The organism is Faecalibacter macacae, from assembly GCF_003687725.1.
Lineage (GTDB): Bacteria > Bacteroidota > Bacteroidia > Flavobacteriales > Weeksellaceae > Empedobacter > Empedobacter macacae.
Genome location: NZ_RDOJ01000013.1, coordinates 32,150 through 52,703, shown reverse-complemented (window position 1 = coordinate 52,703; position 20,554 = coordinate 32,150). Strand labels below are relative to the sequence as shown.

At 32.3% G+C, this 20,554-nt stretch carries 19 protein-coding genes and 1 CRISPR repeat array; of the genes, 3 read left to right on the top strand and 16 right to left on the bottom strand.

The annotated features are described in order from the left end of the window. Positions 1–8 precede the first annotated feature (8 nt). From EAH69_RS09960 to EAH69_RS09935, 6 genes are all read right to left on the bottom strand, one after another. Complete coding sequence (locus tag EAH69_RS09960) at positions 9–1,340, bottom strand: phenylacetate--CoA ligase family protein (RefSeq protein WP_121935090.1); 1,332 nt, start codon at positions 1,338–1,340, stop codon at positions 9–11. A 115-nt stretch (positions 1,341–1,455) separates the two neighbouring features. After that, positions 1,456–3,513 (bottom strand): alpha-ketoacid dehydrogenase subunit alpha/beta, encoded by a 2,058-nt coding sequence (locus EAH69_RS09955; RefSeq protein ID WP_121935057.1) that lies wholly within the window; start codon positions 3,511–3,513, stop codon positions 1,456–1,458. Between the two features lie 21 nt (positions 3,514–3,534). Further along, positions 3,535–4,770 carry a dihydrolipoamide acetyltransferase family protein gene (locus EAH69_RS09950; protein WP_121935056.1) on the bottom strand — a complete coding sequence of 412 codons (1,236 nt, stop codon included), beginning with the start codon at positions 4,768–4,770 and terminating at the stop codon, positions 3,535–3,537. A gap of 112 nt (positions 4,771–4,882) precedes the next feature. Beyond that, positions 4,883–6,259 (bottom strand): MFS transporter, encoded by a 1,377-nt coding sequence (locus EAH69_RS09945; protein ID WP_121935055.1) that lies wholly within the window; start codon positions 6,257–6,259, stop codon positions 4,883–4,885. A gap of 33 nt (positions 6,260–6,292) precedes the next feature. After that, a complete protein-coding gene (locus EAH69_RS09940) occupies positions 6,293–7,609 on the bottom strand; it encodes a DcaP family trimeric outer membrane transporter (protein ID WP_121935054.1) in 1,317 nt (438 codons plus the stop codon). A 211-nt stretch (positions 7,610–7,820) separates the two neighbouring features. Further along, positions 7,821–9,059 carry a DUF3748 domain-containing protein gene (locus EAH69_RS09935; RefSeq protein WP_121935053.1) on the bottom strand — a complete coding sequence of 413 codons (1,239 nt, stop codon included), beginning with the start codon at positions 9,057–9,059 and terminating at the stop codon, positions 7,821–7,823. 130 nt (positions 9,060–9,189) lie between these two features. Between EAH69_RS09935 and EAH69_RS14065 the strand changes: the two genes are divergently transcribed. Both EAH69_RS14065 and tyrS read left to right on the top strand, forming a co-directional pair. Beyond that, complete coding sequence (locus EAH69_RS14065; protein WP_262602243.1) at positions 9,190–9,315, top strand: hypothetical protein; 126 nt, start codon at positions 9,190–9,192, stop codon at positions 9,313–9,315. Between the two features lie 231 nt (positions 9,316–9,546). Then, positions 9,547–10,746, top strand: a complete 1,200-nt coding sequence (tyrS, locus tag EAH69_RS09930) for a tyrosine--tRNA ligase (protein WP_121935052.1) — start codon at positions 9,547–9,549, stop codon at positions 10,744–10,746. Positions 10,747–10,781: 35 nt separating this feature from the next. On the opposite strand, the gene EAH69_RS09925 is transcribed toward tyrS, so the two are convergent. Continuing rightward, positions 10,782–11,108 (bottom strand): DUF493 domain-containing protein, encoded by a 327-nt coding sequence (locus EAH69_RS09925; RefSeq protein WP_121935051.1) that lies wholly within the window; start codon positions 11,106–11,108, stop codon positions 10,782–10,784. Between the two features lie 212 nt (positions 11,109–11,320). Between EAH69_RS09925 and asnB the strand changes: the two genes are divergently transcribed. After that, the gene (gene asnB, locus EAH69_RS09920) at positions 11,321–12,934 is read left to right on the top strand and encodes an asparagine synthase B (RefSeq protein ID WP_121935050.1); all 1,614 of its coding nucleotides are present in this window, start codon (positions 11,321–11,323) and stop codon (positions 12,932–12,934) included. Between the two features lie 70 nt (positions 12,935–13,004). Beyond that, positions 13,005–13,514: a CRISPR direct-repeat array (repeat unit 48 nt; unit sequence GTTGTGAATTCCTTTCAATTTGGTATTTTTACTAAAGCAATTACAACT). 108 nt (positions 13,515–13,622) lie between these two features. Here the strand turns inward: asnB and EAH69_RS09915 are convergent. The 9 genes from EAH69_RS09915 to EAH69_RS09870 all read right to left on the bottom strand — a co-directional run bounded on the left by EAH69_RS09915 (position 13,623) and on the right by EAH69_RS09870 (position 20,554). After that, positions 13,623–13,910 carry a hypothetical protein gene (locus EAH69_RS09915; protein WP_147439128.1) on the bottom strand — a complete coding sequence of 96 codons (288 nt, stop codon included), beginning with the start codon at positions 13,908–13,910 and terminating at the stop codon, positions 13,623–13,625. Positions 13,911–14,013: 103 nt separating this feature from the next. Next, on the bottom strand, positions 14,014–14,781 hold the full coding sequence (locus EAH69_RS09910; RefSeq protein WP_230466778.1) for a DNA adenine methylase: 768 nt from the start codon (positions 14,779–14,781) through the stop codon (positions 14,014–14,016). Between the two features lie 220 nt (positions 14,782–15,001). Continuing rightward, positions 15,002–15,547, bottom strand: a complete 546-nt coding sequence (locus EAH69_RS09905) for a hypothetical protein (RefSeq protein WP_147439127.1) — start codon at positions 15,545–15,547, stop codon at positions 15,002–15,004. 7 nt (positions 15,548–15,554) lie between these two features. Beyond that, positions 15,555–15,968 carry an N-acetylmuramoyl-L-alanine amidase gene (locus EAH69_RS09900; protein ID WP_121935047.1) on the bottom strand — a complete coding sequence of 138 codons (414 nt, stop codon included), beginning with the start codon at positions 15,966–15,968 and terminating at the stop codon, positions 15,555–15,557. 326 nt (positions 15,969–16,294) lie between these two features. Continuing rightward, positions 16,295–16,612, bottom strand: a complete 318-nt coding sequence (locus tag EAH69_RS09890) for a hypothetical protein (protein WP_121935045.1) — start codon at positions 16,610–16,612, stop codon at positions 16,295–16,297. A gap of 1 nt (position 16,613) precedes the next feature. Continuing rightward, on the bottom strand, positions 16,614–16,805 hold the full coding sequence (locus tag EAH69_RS09885) for a hypothetical protein (protein ID WP_121935044.1): 192 nt from the start codon (positions 16,803–16,805) through the stop codon (positions 16,614–16,616). Between the two features lie 5 nt (positions 16,806–16,810). Further along, entirely contained in the window at positions 16,811–18,106 is a 1,296-nt protein-coding gene (locus EAH69_RS09880) for a hypothetical protein (protein ID WP_121935043.1), read from the bottom strand. After that, positions 18,106–19,005 (bottom strand): hypothetical protein, encoded by a 900-nt coding sequence (locus EAH69_RS09875; protein ID WP_121935042.1) that lies wholly within the window; start codon positions 19,003–19,005, stop codon positions 18,106–18,108. Before EAH69_RS09875 ends, EAH69_RS09880 begins: the two co-directional genes overlap by 1 nt. 1 nt (position 19,006) lies before the next feature. Next, positions 19,007–20,554, bottom strand: a complete 1,548-nt coding sequence (locus EAH69_RS09870) for a hypothetical protein (RefSeq protein ID WP_121935041.1) — start codon at positions 20,552–20,554, stop codon at positions 19,007–19,009.

Sequence of the window (20,554 nt, the reverse complement as noted above, 5' to 3'; positions counted from 1 at the left end):
ATTTTCAACTATCGATTATCAAGAATACGGTTTAGTTTACCACCATCACTTTGAGGTAATGAACCATTTTGGTATAATTTCACCGCCATTCCTAAACCAATATTGTCTTTGATTTTCTTTTGAATGTTAGAGATTAATTTCTTAACCTCATCAGGTGCTCCACCGTTTAAATCATCAAATGGAATACCATAGTGATTAAAGTAGCTTGGATTAATTTCGATACCAACTTCAACTGCATCCATATTTTTAGGACGAGTTAATACAACTTGATAATTTGCTGATAATTGAGGGAAATCTGGTAAGATATCCGCAACTTGTGTATGGAAGAAGTTTACACCTCTAATAATCATCATATCATCTGCACGACCAATGATTGGACCCATTTTGATATGTGTTCTTTTTTCTGAATGTTCGTACGTTAATGTAGTAATATCACCAGTCCAATAACGTACCATTGGCATAGCTTCTTTTGTTAATGAAGTTAAAACTAAAACTCCTGGCTCACCGTAAGGTAATGGTTCACCTGTAACTTTATCAACGATTTCTGGGAAAAAGTGGTCTTCCCAAATGTAACTTCCTGTTCCTTGCTCTTCAAAATCTTCATTTGAAACTCCAGGCCCAATGATTTCACTTAAACCGTAAATATTAGATGCTTTTAAATTTAATCCTTGCTCTACTTCTGAACGTAAAGCTTCAGACCATGGCTCAGCACCTAAAACAGCTACTTTTAAATTAAAATCTCTAATATCTTCACCTCTTTTCTTTAACTCTTCTGCGATTGTTAAAGCATAAGATGGAGTTGCTGTTAAAGCTTCCGCTTGAAAGTCTTTTAGTAACATGATTTGTTTCTCAGTTCCACCTCCTGAAATTGGAACGACAGCCATTCCTAATTTTTCAGCACCGTAGTGGATACCAATACCTCCTGTAAAAAGACCATACCCGTAAGCATTTTGCAATTTCATACCTGGCTTACAACCTGCTGCAGCTAATGAACGAGCTACAACTTCAGAGAAAACTTCAATATCATTCTTTGTGTAGGCTACAACTGTAGGTTTACCTGTAGTACCAGAAGAACAGTGTACACGTGACAACTCTGTCTGTGGTACAGCTAACATCCCGAATGGGTAGTTTTCACGTAAATGATTTTTCTTCGTAAATGGAAGTTTATGTAAATCGTTTACCGATTTAATCTCGCTAAGATTAACTCCTGCTTGATCATATAAGTCCTTGTAAAAAGGAATGTTATTATAAGCACGTTGCAGCGTACTTACTAATCTTTCATTTTGAACTGTGCGCAATTTATCGATTGGCATCAATTCCATCTCTGTGTTAAAGATCATATTTTGGTTGTGGTGTTTAAAATACGTTATTCCAAATTTAAATAAAAAAATTAAACAAACTAACATTTGTTAGTAAAAATTGATTTTTTTTTTACACCTCAACCAAATAAATATGCTAATACCTTAATATTGAATCAATTACACTGATTAATTTTTCCGAATTTGGTAACATTTCAGCCTCTAAAACACTATTTAAAGGTATAGCAGGCATGTCTTTAGCACCTAAAACCTCAACGGGAGCATCTAAAAATTGAAAACATTCTTTCGAAATTCGGCCAGCAATTGATTCAGCATAAGATCCAGATACTTGTTCTTCAGTTAAAACAATACAACGATTATGTTTTTTTACACTATCATAAATAGAAGTTTCATCTAAAGGAACAAGAGTTCTTAAATCAATAATTTCAACTTGATTATCAAAATTCTTAGCTGCTTCTTTCGCCCAATACACACCCATACCATATGTAATAATAGTTACCGTGTTTTTATCTTGACATGGAGAAACCTCATCAACAACACGCGCTTTACCAAAAGGAAGTACATAATCTTCATCTGGTTCTACAGTTGCAGCATCCTCTGTCCCTTTCATTTTAGACCAATACAAACCTTTATGCTCAAGCATCACTACAGGATTCGGATCATAATAAGCAGCTTTCATCAAACCTTTCAAATCAGCACCTGTTGATGGATAAGCAATTTTAATTCCTTTAATAGAAGTTAAAACACTTTCGACAGAACTTGAATGATAAGGTCCTCCACTACCATAAGCCCCAATAGGTACACGAAGAATCATAGAAACCGGCCATTGTCCATTTGATAAATAATTAGAACGAGCAACTTCAGTAAACAATTGATTAAGTCCTGGCCAAATATAATCTGCAAACTGAACCTCAACAATTGGTTTAAGACCAACAGCAGACATACCAACTGTAGAACCAATAATAAACGCTTCTTGAATTGGCGTATTAAACACACGTTCTTGACCAAATTGTTTGGCTAATGTTGCAGCTTCTCTAAATACACCACCAAGACGTAATCCAACATCTTGTCCGTACAATAAGGCCTCTGGATGTTTAGCCATTAATTCACGAATAGCAAAAAGAGCTGAATCAACCATAACAGTTTTATCTTTACCTTCAGGTGTACGATTTCCTTTTTCTTCTGTTATAGGAGTTGGAGCAAATACATGCGAATACAAATCTTCAGGTTTTGGATCTTCAGCTGCACACGCTTTTTCAAAATCAGATTGAACTAAATCATAAATCTCTTTTTCAATTTGATCAATTTCAGTAACCTCAACATCATACGCATATAAAAGTTCTTTCAATTTATTGTAAGGATCACGAGATTGTGCTTCTTCTAAATCATCACGATACCATTCTTTACGTACACCTGATGTATGGTGATTTAATAATGGAACTTTTGCATGAACTAAAACTGGACGATTTTCATTTCGAATGATATCAAACGCTTTTTCAATAGTAGTATATGATTCAATGAAATCTGTACCATCTATAGTAAAAGTTTCAAGACCTTTAAATCCTTTAGCAAAATGAGTCATGTCTTGAGCACGAATTTCATCAGCGGAAGCAGAAATATCCCATTCATTATCTTGAACCAAATATAAAATAGGCAATTTTTTAAGGACAGCCATTTGTAAAGCTTCAGACACTTCCCCTTCTGTACAACTTGCATCTCCTAGTGAACAAACAGCCAAAGGTTTCTCATTTGCTAAAAGTCCAGTTTGTTGTGCATACTGAATTCCCATCGCAATACCAGTTGTCGGAATCGCTTGCATACCCGTTGCACTACTTTGATGAGGAATTTTAGGAAAACCCTCTCGCTTTAAACTTGGATGAGAATAATATGTACGTCCACCAGAAAAAATATCATCACGCTTAGCTAATAACTGAAGCATTAATTCGTAAGGTGTAATTCCTATTGATAAAAGCATTGCATCATCACGATAATATGCACTTAAATAATCTTGCGCAGTTAAATGAAGTCCAGTTGCTATCTGAATCACTTCATGTCCACGTGAAGTTGCATGAACGTATTTACCTGTAATATGTTTTTGATCTTCGTAAAGTTCAGCCAATGTTTTAGCAGTTACTAAATATCTAAAAGCTTTTTTTACTGTATCAATATGAATTTTATTTTTTTGAAGTTCCATTTTTTAATGATTTTGTGGTTTTTAAATGGATTGATTAATATCCCAATTTTCCATATAATCTGAGATGCGTTTTAAGAAAACACCGCCAAGAGATCCATCAACAACACGATGATCAAAAGAAAGTGATAAATACATAAATTGTCTTACAACAACTATATCACCATATTCAGTTTCTAAAACAGCAGGTTTTTTCTTAATTACACCAGTCGCAAGTATAGCAACTTCAGGCTGATTAATAATTGGAGTTCCCATTAAGTTTCCAAAAACACCAACATTGGAAATTGTAAATGTTCCACCAGAAATATCATCAGGAGATAATTTATTTGTACGTGCTTTATCTACAATTGTATTTACGCCTTTTGCTAAACCTTCAAGATTTAAAGTATTAGCATTTTTAATGACAGGAACAATTAAATTATTATTTGGTAATGCTGTTGCAATTCCGATATTGATATCATTATGTTTGATAATCTTGGTCTCTGTATCATCAACAGAAACATTAATCATAGGGAAATCTTTAATTGCACGAACAACACAATCTACAAGGATTGGTGTAAACGTTAGTTTTTGTTTATACTTCGCTTCAAATTTATCTTTATTCGCTTCGCGCCATTTTACCAAATTAGTAACATCTGGTTCTACATAAGCAGTGACATGAGGAGAAGTTTGTTTACTATTCTTCATGTGCTTTGCAATCATCAGACGCATCTTATCCATTTCAATGATTTCAGAATTTCCACCAAGCGATGAAGATGCTATAACTTGTTGATGAGCTACGTTAGATTTTGAAGGATTACTGATATAATTTAATACATCATTTTTAGAAATACGACCATTATGACCAGAACCTTGAATTTGTAAAACCTCATCAAGATTAAGATTTTCTTCTTTAATGATTCGCTTAACTAAAGGCGAAAGAAATTTATCAGTTTTTACAGGAGTTGATGTAACTTGAATATCAGACACTGGTATATCTACAAGTACGTCTTCTTTTATTTGATTTGTTGAATTAGAATCAGAAATATCAATTACAGCGAAGACTTCGCCAATAGCAATTGTATCTCCTTCTTCATATTTTAACTCTATTAGTTTACCAGCGTGAGTTGACGGTACATCAGAATCAACTTTATCTGTAGAAACTTCAGCAATAATTTCATCTAAATTAACAAAGTCACCAACTTGTTTTAGCCATTTAGACAAAGTAACCTCTGAAACACTTTCCCCTAATTTAGGAATAGTAAGTTCGATTATATTCATTTTTGTAGTTTGCAGTTTGGGTGATGAAGATATTAAATATTTTTCTTTTTAAGACAAACGATTGTTAGTTCAAATAAAAAAAGGCTCAATAATTTGAGCCTTTAAGAATCTTTTAATCCTTTGTTAAATCTGTTTTATAAGTTTCTGGAACTGTAAAATAGTTAACAAGAATTGCTATGAATATTAGTATTAATGGATACGTTAAACCAATATAAGGCGACATTGCTGCCGATACAATTAATGTGCTTTTTAATAATTCTGTTACAAATGTAGTTGCACCACCGATAAATCCGTTACCCATATTCTGAGCAAATCCCATACTTGTATAACGAATTTTTGTTGGGAAAATTTCTAACATAAATGCTCCAAGTGGACCGTAAGTAGCAGCTCCTGCGATAGAAGTTATTAAACTAATACCTGCAATAGCTAAAATAGCTGGAGTACCAATTTCATGAATTTCTTTTAACCCTTCTGGATTTCCAATAGTCATGTACATGTAGAATGAAAAAGGTATTAAGATTAATGAAGAAATCATACCCCCTAACATTACAGGTTTACGACCAATTTTATCTGATAAAGACCCGAAATATTGGTAAAAGAATGAACTGAATAATGTTGCAATTAATACAATTATTAATACAGTTTCATAAGGTAACATTACAGCACGTTGTAAAAAGAATAACGTAACAAATAATGTTGTTTGCATAATTGTAGATTGCGCTGCGTTTCCACCGAAGATAGCTTTTAACATCACTTTAATATTACCTGGAGTTGTGAAAGTATCTTTTACTGGAGACTTAGACGTTTTACCTTCTTTCTTTAACTGTTCAAAAACTGGTGATTCGTGTAACTTCTTACGGATAAAGTAGCTGATTAAAACTAATACCCCTGAAAATAAGAAAGGAATACGCCATCCAAAAGAATTAAATGCTTCTTCTGTCATAGCAGCTTTTGTAAAATATACTACTAATAAACAAATTAATAAACCTAATGGAACTGTTGCTTGAATAAAACCTGTGTAATGTCCACGTTTTTCTTGTGGTGCGTGTTCAGCTACGTAAATAACTGCACCTGCATACTCACCAGAAATTGCTAAACCTTGGAAAATACGACAGATTAATAAAAGAACTGGTGCAAACCAACCTACAGATTCGAAAGTTGGAATTAAACCGATACCAAAAGTCGCAATCCCCATCATAATTAATGAAACTAAGAACGAATATTTACGACCAATTCTATCCCCAATACTACCAAAAACTAATGATCCAATAGGGCGAAACATAAATGATGAAACAACAACAGCCAAAGTCTCTAAAAAGTGAGAAGATCCGTCGTTAGGAAATAATTGTGTAGATAAAACTCCTGCTAAAATAATAGCTAAGAACATATCGTACCACTCGATAAGTGTACCAACTGAAGAAGCGATAATAACCTGTAAAATGTTATTTTCCTTTTTTTCAATTTGTGAAGAATTTGCAGATACTTCCATGTGTGTAATTATATTTTAAATGATTTAATATTATTAGAAACTATATGTTGTTGTTAAATGAAAACGATAATTTGTTGCTAAAAACTTATTATCATATCCAATTGCTTTGTTAGTTGCATCAGCCCAACGAGCAGAAGAACGTTCTAACTCTAAACGTAGCTTTAAAGCCTTATTTGGAGTAAAATCTAAACGTGGAGCAACCTTATATAAGTAATTTACTGTTCTACCACCTTGAGTTGCAGATAAAGCACCCCAATTAGTTGTAACCCCATAAGAAGTAGCCACTGCTCCTTCCACAGGATTATCTACACCGCGATTATAAACTGCTCCTGCAAATGCACCTAAAGCCCATTTTCCTTTCGTATTTTGTTGAACATCTAACCAAACTGATTCAGTATCAATTGGCTTATACGTTTCAACCTGTCCTGGTAATTGATATCCTACGTATCCACCTAATTGCACAAATGTTGAAGCGTTTTGCATTAAGTATCCTGTAGCTGTAATTGTAACTGGTTTTGTGATAACTTTAGCGTAAGCAGTTGCAGAAAAACTCTCTGCTCTTTCTGTAGATTTTAAACCTTCGCTTGCTAATTTTGGTTTAAGTGATTCATATTGTACACCTCCACCAAAAACAAACTTATCAGATTTATATTGCAGTTGTAAATGCGCTGCAGGACCACCGTTACGATAAGGATCTGTATTTGGTGTAAAATCTCTTTGAGAATGAATTGCAGCAATAACCTTTACATTATCTGTGAACTTATGTGTTAAACGAATTTGAGGATTTCTATTTAAACCATAAACTGGAGCTCCAGTTCCGTAATTAACAACATTAGGTAAAGCTTCTAAAACTACAAATGGATGCCAATATTGACCAACTCCTAATTGCGTTTTTTCCCAATCTAACATGATATACGCATGACGTAAACGAAATTCGTTAATACCACCTTCGGTAGCACCAAAAAATTCACCTTCTAAGATACCTGAAGATTTAGCTCCCATAATTTCAGGACCTTTTAAATTAACTCCAGCTCTAGAAATAACTGATAACATATGAAATTTACCCGTTGCATTAATATCCTGTCCATTAGCATCCAATTGACGATCTTTCGGATAAAGCATTACAACATTCTCACCGGCTCCAATATTTTGTCTTGAATCTGCGAAAATATCATTACGAATAAAACCGTAAAAATTGACCTCAACTTTTTGATCTTTACCAATTGTTAAATCTGGTTTTTCAATTTTAACAATTGAATCGTTATTGGAAGTCGTTAAATTTTGAGCATAAGCTTCTAGCCCACTGAATAACATAGTTATCAGTGAAAAATTAATTAGTGTTTTCCTCATTTTTATTTGTGATAATGTGTTAAAATTATACAAAAAAATGAAACTTACAAATGTTAGTAAGTGTTTTTTGTACACTATTGATTAAAAAAGTATAATATTATTAATTAAAGCAATATTTATAGCATCTTCAAGCCTTTAAAAAACCTTTTTTGTTAGTTTATCTAAATAAGACAAAAAAAATGCGTTCAGAAAACGCATTTAAATCGAATATTTATACCTTAATTTTGAAAATTTGAAGAAATTTTGAAGCTGATTTTTCTTCAACATATTTATTATAATAAATAAATTGACCGTTTTTATCAAAATTTGGGATTCCACTTAAAGCAATATCAACATCTAAAACCTTTATATTACTTGAATCACTAATAGATGAATAACATAGAAAATCTTCACAGAAATAAACTAAATATTGTCCATCTGGTGATAGATTAATTGGTGAATATATAGAAGAAGTATGAAATGTAACTTGACGAATTTGATAGGAATTGAGGTTTAATTCAAAAATATTAGTGCATAAATTATCATCTTCCATCAAAAAATAGATATTCTCACCGGTTGAATCTGATCTTAACCAATGCCTAAATGTAGAAATCCCTTTTGGTGTATAAGTTACTCTCTTTATCACAACACCTTTAGGAACACTTGGAAATTGTGTTTTTGTTCCTTCTAATATTACATTATCTGATTTTGTTAAGTCTTCAGGTAAAAGAGCATGAAAAATTTCAGTCTTACGATTACCATCATCATCTCTAACCCAACCTTGAAAAATTAACTCACGTTTATTACCTAACCAACATTCATCAAACGCTTTTTCAATTTCATCTGATCCATTTTTAGCTCGTTCAACAAGTTTAGAAATAATAACACTAAACATTTCTCCAGAAAAATTCTCTTTTGAATTATTCGAGGAAACTATAACCTTTTGTGGGAACATTACACCAACTGCACGTTCATTAGGTAAATTCTGATCTGCTAAAACCTCGTCATTATATGTAAAACTTATTAATTCTCCGTTAGGATGCCAGGAATGTGAATGCGTACCTCCACGTAAAGCTCCTTTTGTATAAGGTTCTATTACATTTCTTGCATCAAGATGAATTGGAACATTTGGAAAAGATACATCAATTGCTACCGCAGAACGTCGCGCAATACCGTATGGTTTATCCTTAGTTGCATTATCTAATCCATGAATAAAGATAACTTTGTCTTCAGTTGGCGAATACGTAACAGCTCCGACTCCAGGACCAAATTCATTAGGATTCTCAACTTCATACAAAACTTCAATCTCTTTCGTAACAACATTTACACGTTCTATACGAGTTGTTGTTCCTATCTGCGTATCATCATTTCGCGTATCATAAACTATCCACTGATTATCTGGTGAAAAAACTTGACAATGATGCAGTGTATGCCCATAGTTACCGAAAGTTAATTGAATTGGTTGTTCCATCTATCTATTACTTATACCTACAAATTTATTGGATTTTGAATTGAATTAAATAATAACTTTAACATAGTTTTAGACTATATTTAAAATCAATGAATTAACTTTAAAACTATCAAACAAAAAATCTATTATTATGTCAAAAAAGAAACAAGAAAATCACTTAGAAGTATTAATTAATAAACTAAAAGATCCTACATACAAATTATTAAAATCTACTAACAGAGAAAAAAAGCGAAGAAGAAATAATGCAAAATCTTAATCAATTTTAAATTTTGAGAACTTAAAAAGTTCTTTATATCTTTGCATCACATGAAATTTTTAAATAGCATATTACGTCTACCATTTTTCAACGACTATTATTTGCCAATAATAGTTCGGGAAGATTATGCCTATTTACGAAATCATTTTTCGTAGTATATTTTATATAAATTATAATTTTTATCACCCGAACAGTATCTATTCTGTTCGGGTTTTTTTATGCAATACAATCATGAATAACATTCAAATTTTAAAAGAAAACGTAGAAATCATTCTACCACAAAACGGTTTGGAAGAAAAACTAATCTTAAGCAAAAACGAAAATAGACCTTTAAAAATTAAATTAGGTTTTGATCCAACTGCTCCAGATTTACATCTTGGACATGCTGTTGTTTTGAAAAAATTAAAACAATTTCAGGATTTAGGACATCAAGTCATCATTTTGGTAGGGAGTTTTACTGCTCGTATTGGTGATCCAACAGGAAAAAATAAAAGCAGAAAACCTTTAAGCGTTGAAGAAGTTAACAGCAACGCAAAAACTTACATTAATCAATTATCTAAAATCTTAGCAATTGATAAAACTAAAATCGTATTTAATTCGGATTGGTTAGATAATAAAAACTTTAGCGAAATTATCAGTTTACTTTCTAAAGTTACAGTTGCGCAATTAATGCATCGTAATGATTTTAATAAAAGATTTACAGAAAATACACCAATTGCAATGCACGAATTGGTTTACCCTATTTTACAAGGTTATGATTCGGTAGAGATTGAAGCTGATATTGAAATGGGTGGAACAGATCAATTATTTAATTGTACAATGGGAAGGCAATTACAAGAACATTTTAATCAAAATCCACAAATTGTAATGTGTATGCCGCTATTGAAAGGATTAGATGGTAAAGAAAAGATGAGTAAATCGTTGAATAATATTATTGGATTGACGGATGAACCGAATGAAATGTTTGGTAAAACTATGTCTATTCCTGATTCATTAATTGAAGAATACATTGAACTTGTTACGGATTTTACATCGGATAAAAAACAAGAGTTAATTCAAGAATTAAAAGATGGAAAACATCCTATGGACGTAAAAAAACTTATTGCTAAAAATATTATTACACAATACCATAATAAAGAGGATGCTAAAGAATCGGAATTGTTTTTTGTAAATCAATTTCAGAATAAAAAATTTGAAGACAAATCATTCTTGCCTATTTCAAAAGAAAAATTCGAATCTGAATTAATGACGTTAGTAGAGTTATGTCAAGTTTTAAAAGAATCTGACACAAAGTCAGCCATTAGAAGATTAATCGAAAGCGGCGCTGTACAAGTAAATCAAGAGAAAATTTTAGATCCATATATTAACATAACTATAGAAGCTGGAACTAAAATAAAAATAGGAAAAAGATTATTTTTTGAAATAATTTAAATAAAAAGAGTTCAGGAAACTGAACTCTTTTTGTATTATAACATCATTACACCAGGTATCTGAGAAACTTCTTGATAGAAATTAATCACTTGATCCGAATCTAATGCATAGATTACTACTGTTATAGATGTATATTTTCTATTTTTTGATGCTTTATAATCAAACTTAGGGTTAGCATTTTTAAAAATCTCTTTTACCTTACCCATTGTTTCCTCACTTGTAGGATAAATAAATTTATATGTATAATCAGCAGGAAAAGAAGTTACATCATCTAATCTTTCTTTGAATTTAACATAGAAATCTTCTTTGTTTAATCCATCACTGTCTTTTATATTCTGAAAATTAATATTGATATCGCTCATAATACTTTGTTTTCTTAGTTAATGCATATTTTATGCCAACAGCCCATATTTACTTTTTCAACAAAAAATGAATGAAATATTGTCATAAAGTTTAAATATTATCTTAATAATCTATTTAATATTTAATATATAAATCAATATTGTATTATAAATTTCACTTTATAAACCTTATTCTAATATTTGCATCAAATAATGAATTAAACTAAAAACTTATGTGTGGAATATTAGGCATTTTTGATAAAAAAGATTTAGATGTACAACATGTACAAATGCTAAGTCAACGTATGAGACATCGTGGACCAGATATGCAAGATTATCAGGTAAATAATTCTAAAACAGGAATTATCACTCACGAAAGACTTGCAATTATCGATTTATATACAGGAAAACAACCTATACAAGGTACAAATACTGCCTATGTTGTACATAATGGAGAAATATACAACCACGTAAAACTTAAAGAAACAGAATTAACAGATTATACTTTTAGAACATCAAGCGACAGTGAAGTAATTGTAAAATTATACGAAAAATATGGAACTGATTTTTGCAATTTATTAGATGGTGTTTTCGGATTTATTGTAATGGATAGCGATCGATTTATGATAGCTCGGGATCCAATCGGGATTAAACCACTTTACTATGGACAAGACAAAGAAGGTGCATATTACTTTTCGTCAGAAATGAAAGTTATTGAAGACCAAGTTGAAGATTTATCCGCCTTCCCTCCTGGACATTACTTTACAAAAGAAACTGGTTTTGTACAATATTATCAACCAGAATGGGCTGATGATAAAGTTTGCACAGAGGAATTAGATTATGTTAAACTAAAAGATAGCTTAATTGAAGCAACTCGTAAAAGATTAATGAGCGACGTTCCTGTTGGTGTCTTACTTTCGGGTGGTTTAGACAGCTCGTTAATATCATCAATCACTGCACGATTAATGAAAGATGAAGGCAAAACATTACATTCTTTTTCAATCGGTTTAGATGAAACATCTCCAGATATTATTGCAGCTAAAGAAGTTGCAGATTTTATAGGGACAGAACATCACGCGATACATTTTACTTTTGATGAAGGTTTAGCTATTATTGATAAATTAGTTTGGCATTTAGAAACCTATGATATTACATCTATTAGAGCTTCTACTCCTATGTACATAATGTCTAAATATATTACAGATTTAGGAATTAAAGTTGTTTTATCTGGTGAAGGTTCTGATGAAATTTTTGGTGGTTATTTATACTTCCATAACGCACCAAGTGATCAAGAGTTTCAGAAAGAGACAATTCGACGAGTTCAATTATTAAGCACAGCAGATTGTTTAAGAGCCGACAAATCTACCATGGCTTGGGCATTAGAAGCTCGTGTTCCTTTTTTAGACAGACATTTTTTAGATGTTGCCATGAAAATTGATCCATCGTATAAAAGACCAAACAGAGCCGAAGGTAAAATGGAAAAACACATCATTAGAAAAGCATTTGATGATAAAGAACAACCATGGTTACCTGAACATGTATTATGGAGACAGAAAGAACAATTTTCTGATGGAGTTGGATATTCTTGGATTGATCAGTTAGTAGATTATTGTGCTACACAAATTTCTGATCAGGAAATGGAACAAGCCGAAACATTATTCCCAATCAATACTCCTACGACGAAAGAAGCGATGTATATGCGAAAGATTTTTCATAAACATTTCCCAAGTGAAGCTGCTGCGAAAACTGTAAAAAAATGGATTCCGAAATGGCAAGAGAATGAAGATCCATCAGGTCGTGCATCAACAATACACGAACAAACAACCGAAGTTGTTGAAATTCATTAAATATATTAGCTGCAGAATGTTTTCTGCAGCTTTTTTATGTTTACTACTTAAATATTGTTCGACTGCGCCAATTGTGAATTCCTTTCAATTTGGTATTTTTACTAAAGCAATTACAACTAAAACCTAAAGCATATAAAAATGCTTCTCGTTGTGAATTCCTTTCAATTTGGTATTTTTACTAAAGCAATTACAACTAATGTTATAATTAAATAAGTGTTACTTTAGTTGTGAATTCCTTTCAATTTGGTATTTTTACTAAAGCAATTACAACTGTATAGTGTTTTTTCTTTATAGTGTTATTGTTGTGAATTCCTTTCAATTTGGTATTTTTACTAAAGCAATTACAACTTATGCTGCCTTCAATTGGTTCGGATTCTTGTTGTGAATTCCTTTCAATTTGGTATTTTTACTAAAGCAATTACAACTGAATGGCCCGTTGCCAACATAGGATCAATGTTGTGAATTCCTTTCAATTTGGTATTTTTACTAAAGCAATTACAACTTAGCAAACAAATCAAAAATCCTTGTAAACGTTGTGAATTCCTTTCAATTTGGTATTTTTACTAAAGCAATTACTATAATCCGCAAAACGAAATGTACAGTTTTTCAAAACGAAATGTACAATAAAATCACAAAACTTATCCTAAATATAAAAGCCGTTTAAATCATCTTTAAACGGCTTTTAATATTACTTTAATGGTGACCAAGGTATATTAATCATAGACTGAGTTAATTTAATGACTTTTTCAGTTTTTGTTTTAGAAACCAATAACCAATCAAAGGCTGAGTAATACCTTACAAAAGCAGTTAAGCTTGTTATTTTTGTAGATCCTTCAAAATCCTGTTCACTTATCTTAAAATATGGTGCTTCACGCTTACTAATTAATTTAATATACAATGGATGATCATTCAAATTCCAATAATCACTCAACTCGTATTCCCAAAAAATTTTAAAATCATAACGTTTCAATTCCATATCATTAATTTTAACACAATAATACATAAAATATATGCATTTTGAAGTGTAAATTTTTTGTAAACCCGCTAATAATCACTACCTTTATATAGTAATTGGGATTTTACAATTTAAACTTATACAACATCATATCAGTGTATTTAGCTGAATGATTTAATGTTGTATTTATACTTACAGTTGTAGCTCCTTTAAATGGATTTACATCTCCCTGAGAAGTTCGTGTCTCCATCCATTCGCATAATTCCACGATTTGGCTTTTATTCGACGTGAAATACAAATAGTTCGTTCCTACTAAAACATCCAACACGTTTAAATAATCCTTCAATTTCCAGTAGTTATTACTTGAATAGGTTGAACAATCAGTACTTAAATAAGGTGGATCTACCAAGAATACAACATTATCAAAACCTTTGTATTGCTCGAATAATATTTTATAATCCTTTGAAACTACTTCAATACCATACAAATACCCTTCAGTGGTATAATTGCTCTGTCTTACATTGTTATAGAATGTTTGTTTTTCTAACTCATCATAACAAGTAACATACTTTGCACTAAATAATAATGAACTGGATAAAGTGATATAATCCACAAATCCAACCTTTGTTTCCTCATCTTTAATAATTTTTAAAATCTCATTTTTATAAACCTCTGGAATTAGCTTATCCTTAGGCAAATCATTAGTTATAATTCTTATTTTATTCAATAATTCATTAGTATTAGCAACTGCAGCTATTCGATGATTAAAATTGTCATAATCATTATAAATTACCTTAGAATTTGGTTTTAGTTGTTTTACCGTATGGCTTAAGATTCCTGAACCCCCAAACAAGTCAACATAAATCATTTGATCAGGATAATTGTGAATCACTTATTTTACAGATTTTAAGAATTTTCTTTTTTGCCCTTGAAATGGTAAAGGACTTTGTGTGTAATTTTTCATTTGTTTTATTTATATATTATTTATATTTGTTGCTCCTACGGTAATGAACGCAAAAAACCCACAACTAGAAGACATTTCTGTCCTCCAACTGTGGGCTTTGTGCTATTTTAAAATTACCGTAGGAAGTATTTTAATTTGTTGGAGGACTTTATTTACCTCCTTTTAGTTGTTTAATTGCAACATAAATTGCTGTCCCAACAACGAGGACTGATCCTATAACTGCATATATCCAAAAGCTTATATCTGTTTTTTCTTTGGTTGTATCACTTTTGAAGCTATCCAATAACTGCTCGGATCGTTCCGTTTTATTTTGCTGAAGATTAGCCTTTATAATACTATCAAACAATTTAATTGCTTCAGCTTTTGTAAAGGTTTCATCCTTTGAATGGGTTTTATCTAAAGCCATTTGCAAGGCTCCTTGTATATCAACCTGCAACCCTTTATCAGTTTCATGAATAGAAAACGAGCCTTTATCTTCATTAGATTTACCGTTAAATACTAATCCAAGCTTTGAAAGCAAACTTTCATTGGATGAATAGTTACTTAAAAAGTCATGCGATGAACGCTCTATTTTTATATCTGCAGAAGAATCATTTCGGATTTGATTTTCGGTTTTAATTTCAATACGTTCCACTTCCTTTACTTTGCGCTTGGTAGCACAACTAAATGGTAACGACATCAATGTCGCTACCATTAACAACTTAAAGACCTGCATACTCTTTTATCGCATTAAATGACGGACAATCCTTTTTAACGCCCTGAAAATCTCTATGGCCTACTACACGAGCATTTGGATATTTCGATTTCATTGTTTTAATCAATGTAATTAAAGTCTTTTTTTGCGCATCTGTACGATTATCTAATGCTTTACCCTTAGCATCAACACCACCTTTATAAGAGATATGAATTGAATGCTTATTTTGACCTGCTACACCATTACAGATTTCTTCATCCTTAGCTAGACGCTCATAACTTCCATCAGCAGAAATTAATAAATGATATCCTGGAGATTTCCAACCTAAGCCAGTTTTCCACCAATTTTTAATTGCAGCAGTTGTTTGATCTTGCGGACCAGCCGTGCAATGAATTACAATGTATTTGATATTTCTTGCCATAATTTTTAAAATGAGTTTATCCTGATCGTGTAGTTTTACACAACCTTTAATTGATTTTTAAATACTGTTTAAATGAATTTTAAAACCTACTGAATAGTAAGCTTACCACGCCTATTTGAATGCAAAAACGCAAAATACCAATTCCATTTGCTAGCATATCTTTTTGATCAAATTTTAGATCTTTCTTTTCCTTTTTTAACCCAACTATGAATGAGATAATTATAGCTGGAAGGATTGACCAAAATTGAATAATGAAAAAGCTTGGAATAAAGATGATCCAACAAATCAAATTACTCAGGCTTTCGTGAGCAATTTTGTCTACGTATCTATTTAGCCACTCCATCATCTTTACCGAATATAAAACCTAACACTCCTAGAGGTGCAAGCATAGCAATAATTACCGCTTTCTCTGGTTTATTATAAACCTTCGGAAATGCTTTATTAATTCCAATTGCAATAAGTGTAATTGTTATATTTGCCAAGAATACAGACAATGCTATATTTCTTGCGTTATGCTCTCCCATCAATGACAGGATTAGCATAAATAATAAACCACCACCTATTAGCTTAGTAGCCAAAACACTACTTACTATCCCTGTAGTAGCGTAATACTTCATGTAGAAGTTCCCTAATTTTTTTAACATATTATAATAAATTTTGCTCGTGAGTTTGGGTTAAAAATTCAATATTTTCAACAACATCAGAAAGTTCTTGAACTAAATTCTCGTAAGTACCTACTTTTACAGTTGAACTTTCGCCTTGTTCTATTGTTAAATCGGACTCTGCTTGATTAATTGAAGTGATTCGATTAAAAGCGATTGTTATTATGTATCTCATTGTAATTATGGTGTAAAAATTTGATTACCAGTACCTGCTGTATTAACTATTGTCCATGTATGTCCGTATACATTAACCAATTTATAAATCTTTTCCATGGCTGTAGTAGGTGTACTACTATCTTGATATACTCCTGAAGGTCTAGTGTTTATTCCTGTAGCAGTAGAGTTCGTATAACCCATAGTTATAGACATTTGTCTAAACTGAGTATTCCCTGCTGATGTAGAAGCATTAGCCACTACAAAATCGTACCACGCTCCTACGTGAGCATCTACTCTAGATTGAGTTCTGTACGTACCTGTTAACTCAACTATCTTTAATAGAATACAGTTAACTACTCCTGTAGGAACAGTTGTAGGGAATGAAGCATTGTTTGAAGGTCCATACCCTAATCTGTTAATTTGTGTACCTGCTTTGAATCCTGTTCCCCAACTCGTAAGGGATGAGCTACCTAAAGTTATATATATTAACTGTAACGCATTATATATAGCGTCAGGAACTGTTGTAAATGTATTGTATTGGAAGAACACATTTCTCAAAGTTGGTATATCTTTTAGATTGTTAGCGAAAGAATTATTTCCTAAACTAGAACTTACCATATTAATAGTTTCTAAACCTTTGATATTATGTATCCTATCCATACCATTTACTGTGTTTACAGCAGAACCATCAAATACTGAAGCAAGAGTAAGTGATTTAAGTTCTGAATTAATCAACCATAAAGGTATAGTTGTAAATCTTTCTAAGAAACAACCATACAATATAAACGAGTTACTTCTAAGACCTCTTAGTGCTGTTGGGAAAGTTTCCCATCTTCTAAGAGTATCAGCACTCCTAATATATATACCATTCGTAAAATTGTATGCTCCTAATGATCTAGGGAAATCTCCATAGAAACCTACGTAGTCTAGTTTCATGTAAGTGGTACTAGAAGGGTATTTAAAACTTATCTTTATTGTTCTCTTAATAAGATAATCTACATTATAAGTATCCTTATATTCAGCTGGGACATCTTGAAAATAGTGTAATGGTGTAGCTTCATATTTAAATACACCTGATGCATTTGGTTGATACGTATGTATACCTGTACCGTCTGAAAAATCAATATACATCTCATTATTAGAATTACTAGATATAACCTCGAAGATAACATTAGTAGCATTAGATGTCCCAGCTGATTGTACTTGTAAATCAGGGAAACTTGTCCCTGAAACTTCTAAGTGTATTGTAGATAAATCAGGGTACTTCCATAAAATTTGACCTGACCTTCCTATGTTTCCGAAAAACTTTACTATATCCATTATATGTCAGTTAAGTTAACTTTCTTCCATTCTACACCAGCTTTCAAATACATCACTCTAGGTGTTATTGCTACGGCATACACAAACAATGCATCAGGAAAGCTTTCTATAAGTTGTTGTTCTGTTGGAGCAGTATTCGAATCCCATATACCAATAATATCAACAACTTCAGCATTTTTCGCATTATTCTCAGCGTCTAAACCTAGAACTCTGACGATATTTCCGTTTTCAGTAACTTTATCCATCTTAGCGTCCCATCCCAACATCCTTTGAGCAGTGATTGTATCTAAGGTTGATTTGTTACCATGTGTATGGTTATTAGTAAATGCAGTATTCCAATTAGTAATTAAAGCAGTTGTAACCCCATTAGCTGCATGTGTATTCGCTATTGGTGTATAACCAAGTGCAGAAATAACCTTAGCAGAAGTTAATTCATAGTTTACTAAACTATCTAACTTTGCTTTATCTGCTGTCGTATAAGATGCTGTTGTTGCGTCTAACACAGTCTTATTACTATGCGTATGGTTGTTTGTAAAAGCAGTATTCCAATCACCAATTAAAGTTGTTGTAACTCCATTTGCAGCATGAGTAGTTGCCATTGGCGTATAACCTAAAGCAGCTATAAGTTTAGCATAAGTTAATTCATATTCACCCGCTTGTGGTTTTAAAACCCAAGCATCACTAGCATTCTTTTCCCAGTTATAAACTTTTACAGCCTTTTTTGTTGCGTCTGTATAAATTCCAATTGCACGTCCAACTTCTCGTAATGCAACTGGAAATACAGCCATAGCATCAGCCTCAGATTCATAAGGACCTTTATTTGGGTCAATATCATATATAGGATTTGTACAATCTATACCAAAAGGGAAAGGTGCACCATATTTTATCTCTGTAGCCATGTTATAAGTCTTTTAATGTTATTTTATGCGTATGATTTTTATCGCTGTAAGGTTGTGCATTATATAGCTGATACTTTCTGTACGAAACTGCATTTCCTCCAGCATCATTAACTGTTACTAATCCTTTATCTGTATAGGCATTCGTAATGTCAACATTACCAATTTCTACATCCACAACTGAAACTAATTGTTTGGTTGCAACAACATAAATATCATAGTAATTGATACCCATCGTGGCAGTTAAGTCCATTGTGTTAACATTTGCCCATGCCTTTTGTGGAAGAGATCTTGCAGGTGTCGAGCCATTACTATTACCAAAGAATGTTTGGTAGCGGCCTAGAAAACTAACTGAAGCAGTTAAACTACCAGCCGCTAATGGTGAACTAAAATTCTCACCTTTATTATTTTTTGGTTGCACAGTAGATGCTGCATAATTTACTTTAGCAGAGAAATTATTATTACCTGATGCTACAACATGGGTAATTGTTTTAGACGTGTTAACTCCATTTACAAGACCATTAAATTCATAACTAATTGCAACACCAGCACGTGCGCCTTGAGAGGCATTCACACTCCAAACACCATTAACAACAGCTCCTCTAATATCACCACGGTTAAAATTAGCAGTCAAAATAATTTGAACACTCTCACCAATCTCTCTAACACTACCTGCATTATGAGACAATGATAAACTTGGAGCAATTAAATCTGGAGTAAAAGTTCCTGTAAATAATACAGACGCCAACCCTTGTGTAGTTGTACCAGCAGGTATTAAATCGCCAACTTTTACAGAACCAATGTTATAATCAGACACAATGTCTTCAACAGTTCCTCCACCTTCAGTAACTCCTAACTGTGTACGCCATGCAGCTATATGCTCGGAGCTTAATCCTGTCGCATTTTTTAAGGCATATAATGACAAATCCATACCACCACCGCCACCACCTGAACTATTGGCTATTTGTTGATTTACCCATTCTTGAGTAGCATACGGAATCAATTTACCTCTCACTTCCTCAGCGGTGTAGTAATTAGATAAATCAATAGAAACGTTAGCAAGCTGTTGATTCACCCACGTTTGGGTTGCCATATCAGATAATGCAGTTGTAAATTGGATTTGAGTAACGTAATTAGTCAAATCCAACAAACCTCCCAACGCATCCCATTCGGTTCCATCCCAAACGTAATTCATACCTGTATCTGAGACATTTCGAACATCTCCGTTAAGATTTCCATCCATTGGTAAATCTGCATAGGTAGCAACTGGAGACATTAATCGATAGATTGACGTAATTTGATTATCAATCATCGACTGAACAATAGCTGGTGTTGTATATTGAACATGAATATGTTCTACATTAGACTTTGAATCTAATGTTTTTCGCAAATTTTGAACGGATGTAATAGGAATTAAATCATTCTTGTGCCAAAAAGAATCTAGCCACGCCCAAAAATGTGCCTCTAATGGTTTTAAACCTCGTTTAAACCATTGCTTCAAACTATTTTTATCAGTAATTCTTAACTGATCTTGTTGTGGTTCTAATGCCAT

Bases quoted from the DNA above. Each gene is read 5' to 3' on its own strand.
- EAH69_RS09960 (WP_121935090.1), bottom strand. From the start codon at position 1,340: ATGATCTTTAACACAGAGATGGAATTGATGCCAATCGATAAATTGCGC.
- EAH69_RS09955 (WP_121935057.1), bottom strand. From the start codon at position 3,513: ATGGAACTTCAAAAAAATAAAATTCATATTGATACAGTAAAAAAAGCT.
- EAH69_RS09950 (WP_121935056.1), bottom strand. From the start codon at position 4,770: ATGAATATAATCGAACTTACTATTCCTAAATTAGGGGAAAGTGTTTCA.
- EAH69_RS09945 (WP_121935055.1), bottom strand. From the start codon at position 6,259: ATGGAAGTATCTGCAAATTCTTCACAAATTGAAAAAAAGGAAAATAAC.
- EAH69_RS09940 (WP_121935054.1), bottom strand. From the start codon at position 7,609: ATGAGGAAAACACTAATTAATTTTTCACTGATAACTATGTTATTCAGT.
- EAH69_RS09935 (WP_121935053.1), bottom strand. From the start codon at position 9,059: ATGGAACAACCAATTCAATTAACTTTCGGTAACTATGGGCATACACTG.
- EAH69_RS14065 (WP_262602243.1), top strand. From the start codon at position 9,190: ATGTCAAAAAAGAAACAAGAAAATCACTTAGAAGTATTAATTAATAAA.
- tyrS (WP_121935052.1), top strand. From the start codon at position 9,547: ATGAATAACATTCAAATTTTAAAAGAAAACGTAGAAATCATTCTACCA.
- EAH69_RS09925 (WP_121935051.1), bottom strand. From the start codon at position 11,108: ATGAGCGATATCAATATTAATTTTCAGAATATAAAAGACAGTGATGGA.
- asnB (WP_121935050.1), top strand. From the start codon at position 11,321: ATGTGTGGAATATTAGGCATTTTTGATAAAAAAGATTTAGATGTACAA.
- EAH69_RS09915 (WP_147439128.1), bottom strand. From the start codon at position 13,910: ATGGAATTGAAACGTTATGATTTTAAAATTTTTTGGGAATACGAGTTG.
- EAH69_RS09905 (WP_147439127.1), bottom strand. From the start codon at position 15,547: ATGGTAGCGACATTGATGTCGTTACCATTTAGTTGTGCTACCAAGCGC.
- EAH69_RS09900 (WP_121935047.1), bottom strand. From the start codon at position 15,968: ATGGCAAGAAATATCAAATACATTGTAATTCATTGCACGGCTGGTCCG.
- EAH69_RS09890 (WP_121935045.1), bottom strand. From the start codon at position 16,612: ATGTTAAAAAAATTAGGGAACTTCTACATGAAGTATTACGCTACTACA.
- EAH69_RS09885 (WP_121935044.1), bottom strand. From the start codon at position 16,805: ATGAGATACATAATAACAATCGCTTTTAATCGAATCACTTCAATTAAT.
- EAH69_RS09880 (WP_121935043.1), bottom strand. From the start codon at position 18,106: ATGGATATAGTAAAGTTTTTCGGAAACATAGGAAGGTCAGGTCAAATT.
- EAH69_RS09875 (WP_121935042.1), bottom strand. From the start codon at position 19,005: ATGGCTACAGAGATAAAATATGGTGCACCTTTCCCTTTTGGTATAGAT.
- EAH69_RS09870 (WP_121935041.1), bottom strand. From the start codon at position 20,554: ATGGCATTAGAACCACAACAAGATCAGTTAAGAATTACTGATAAAAAT.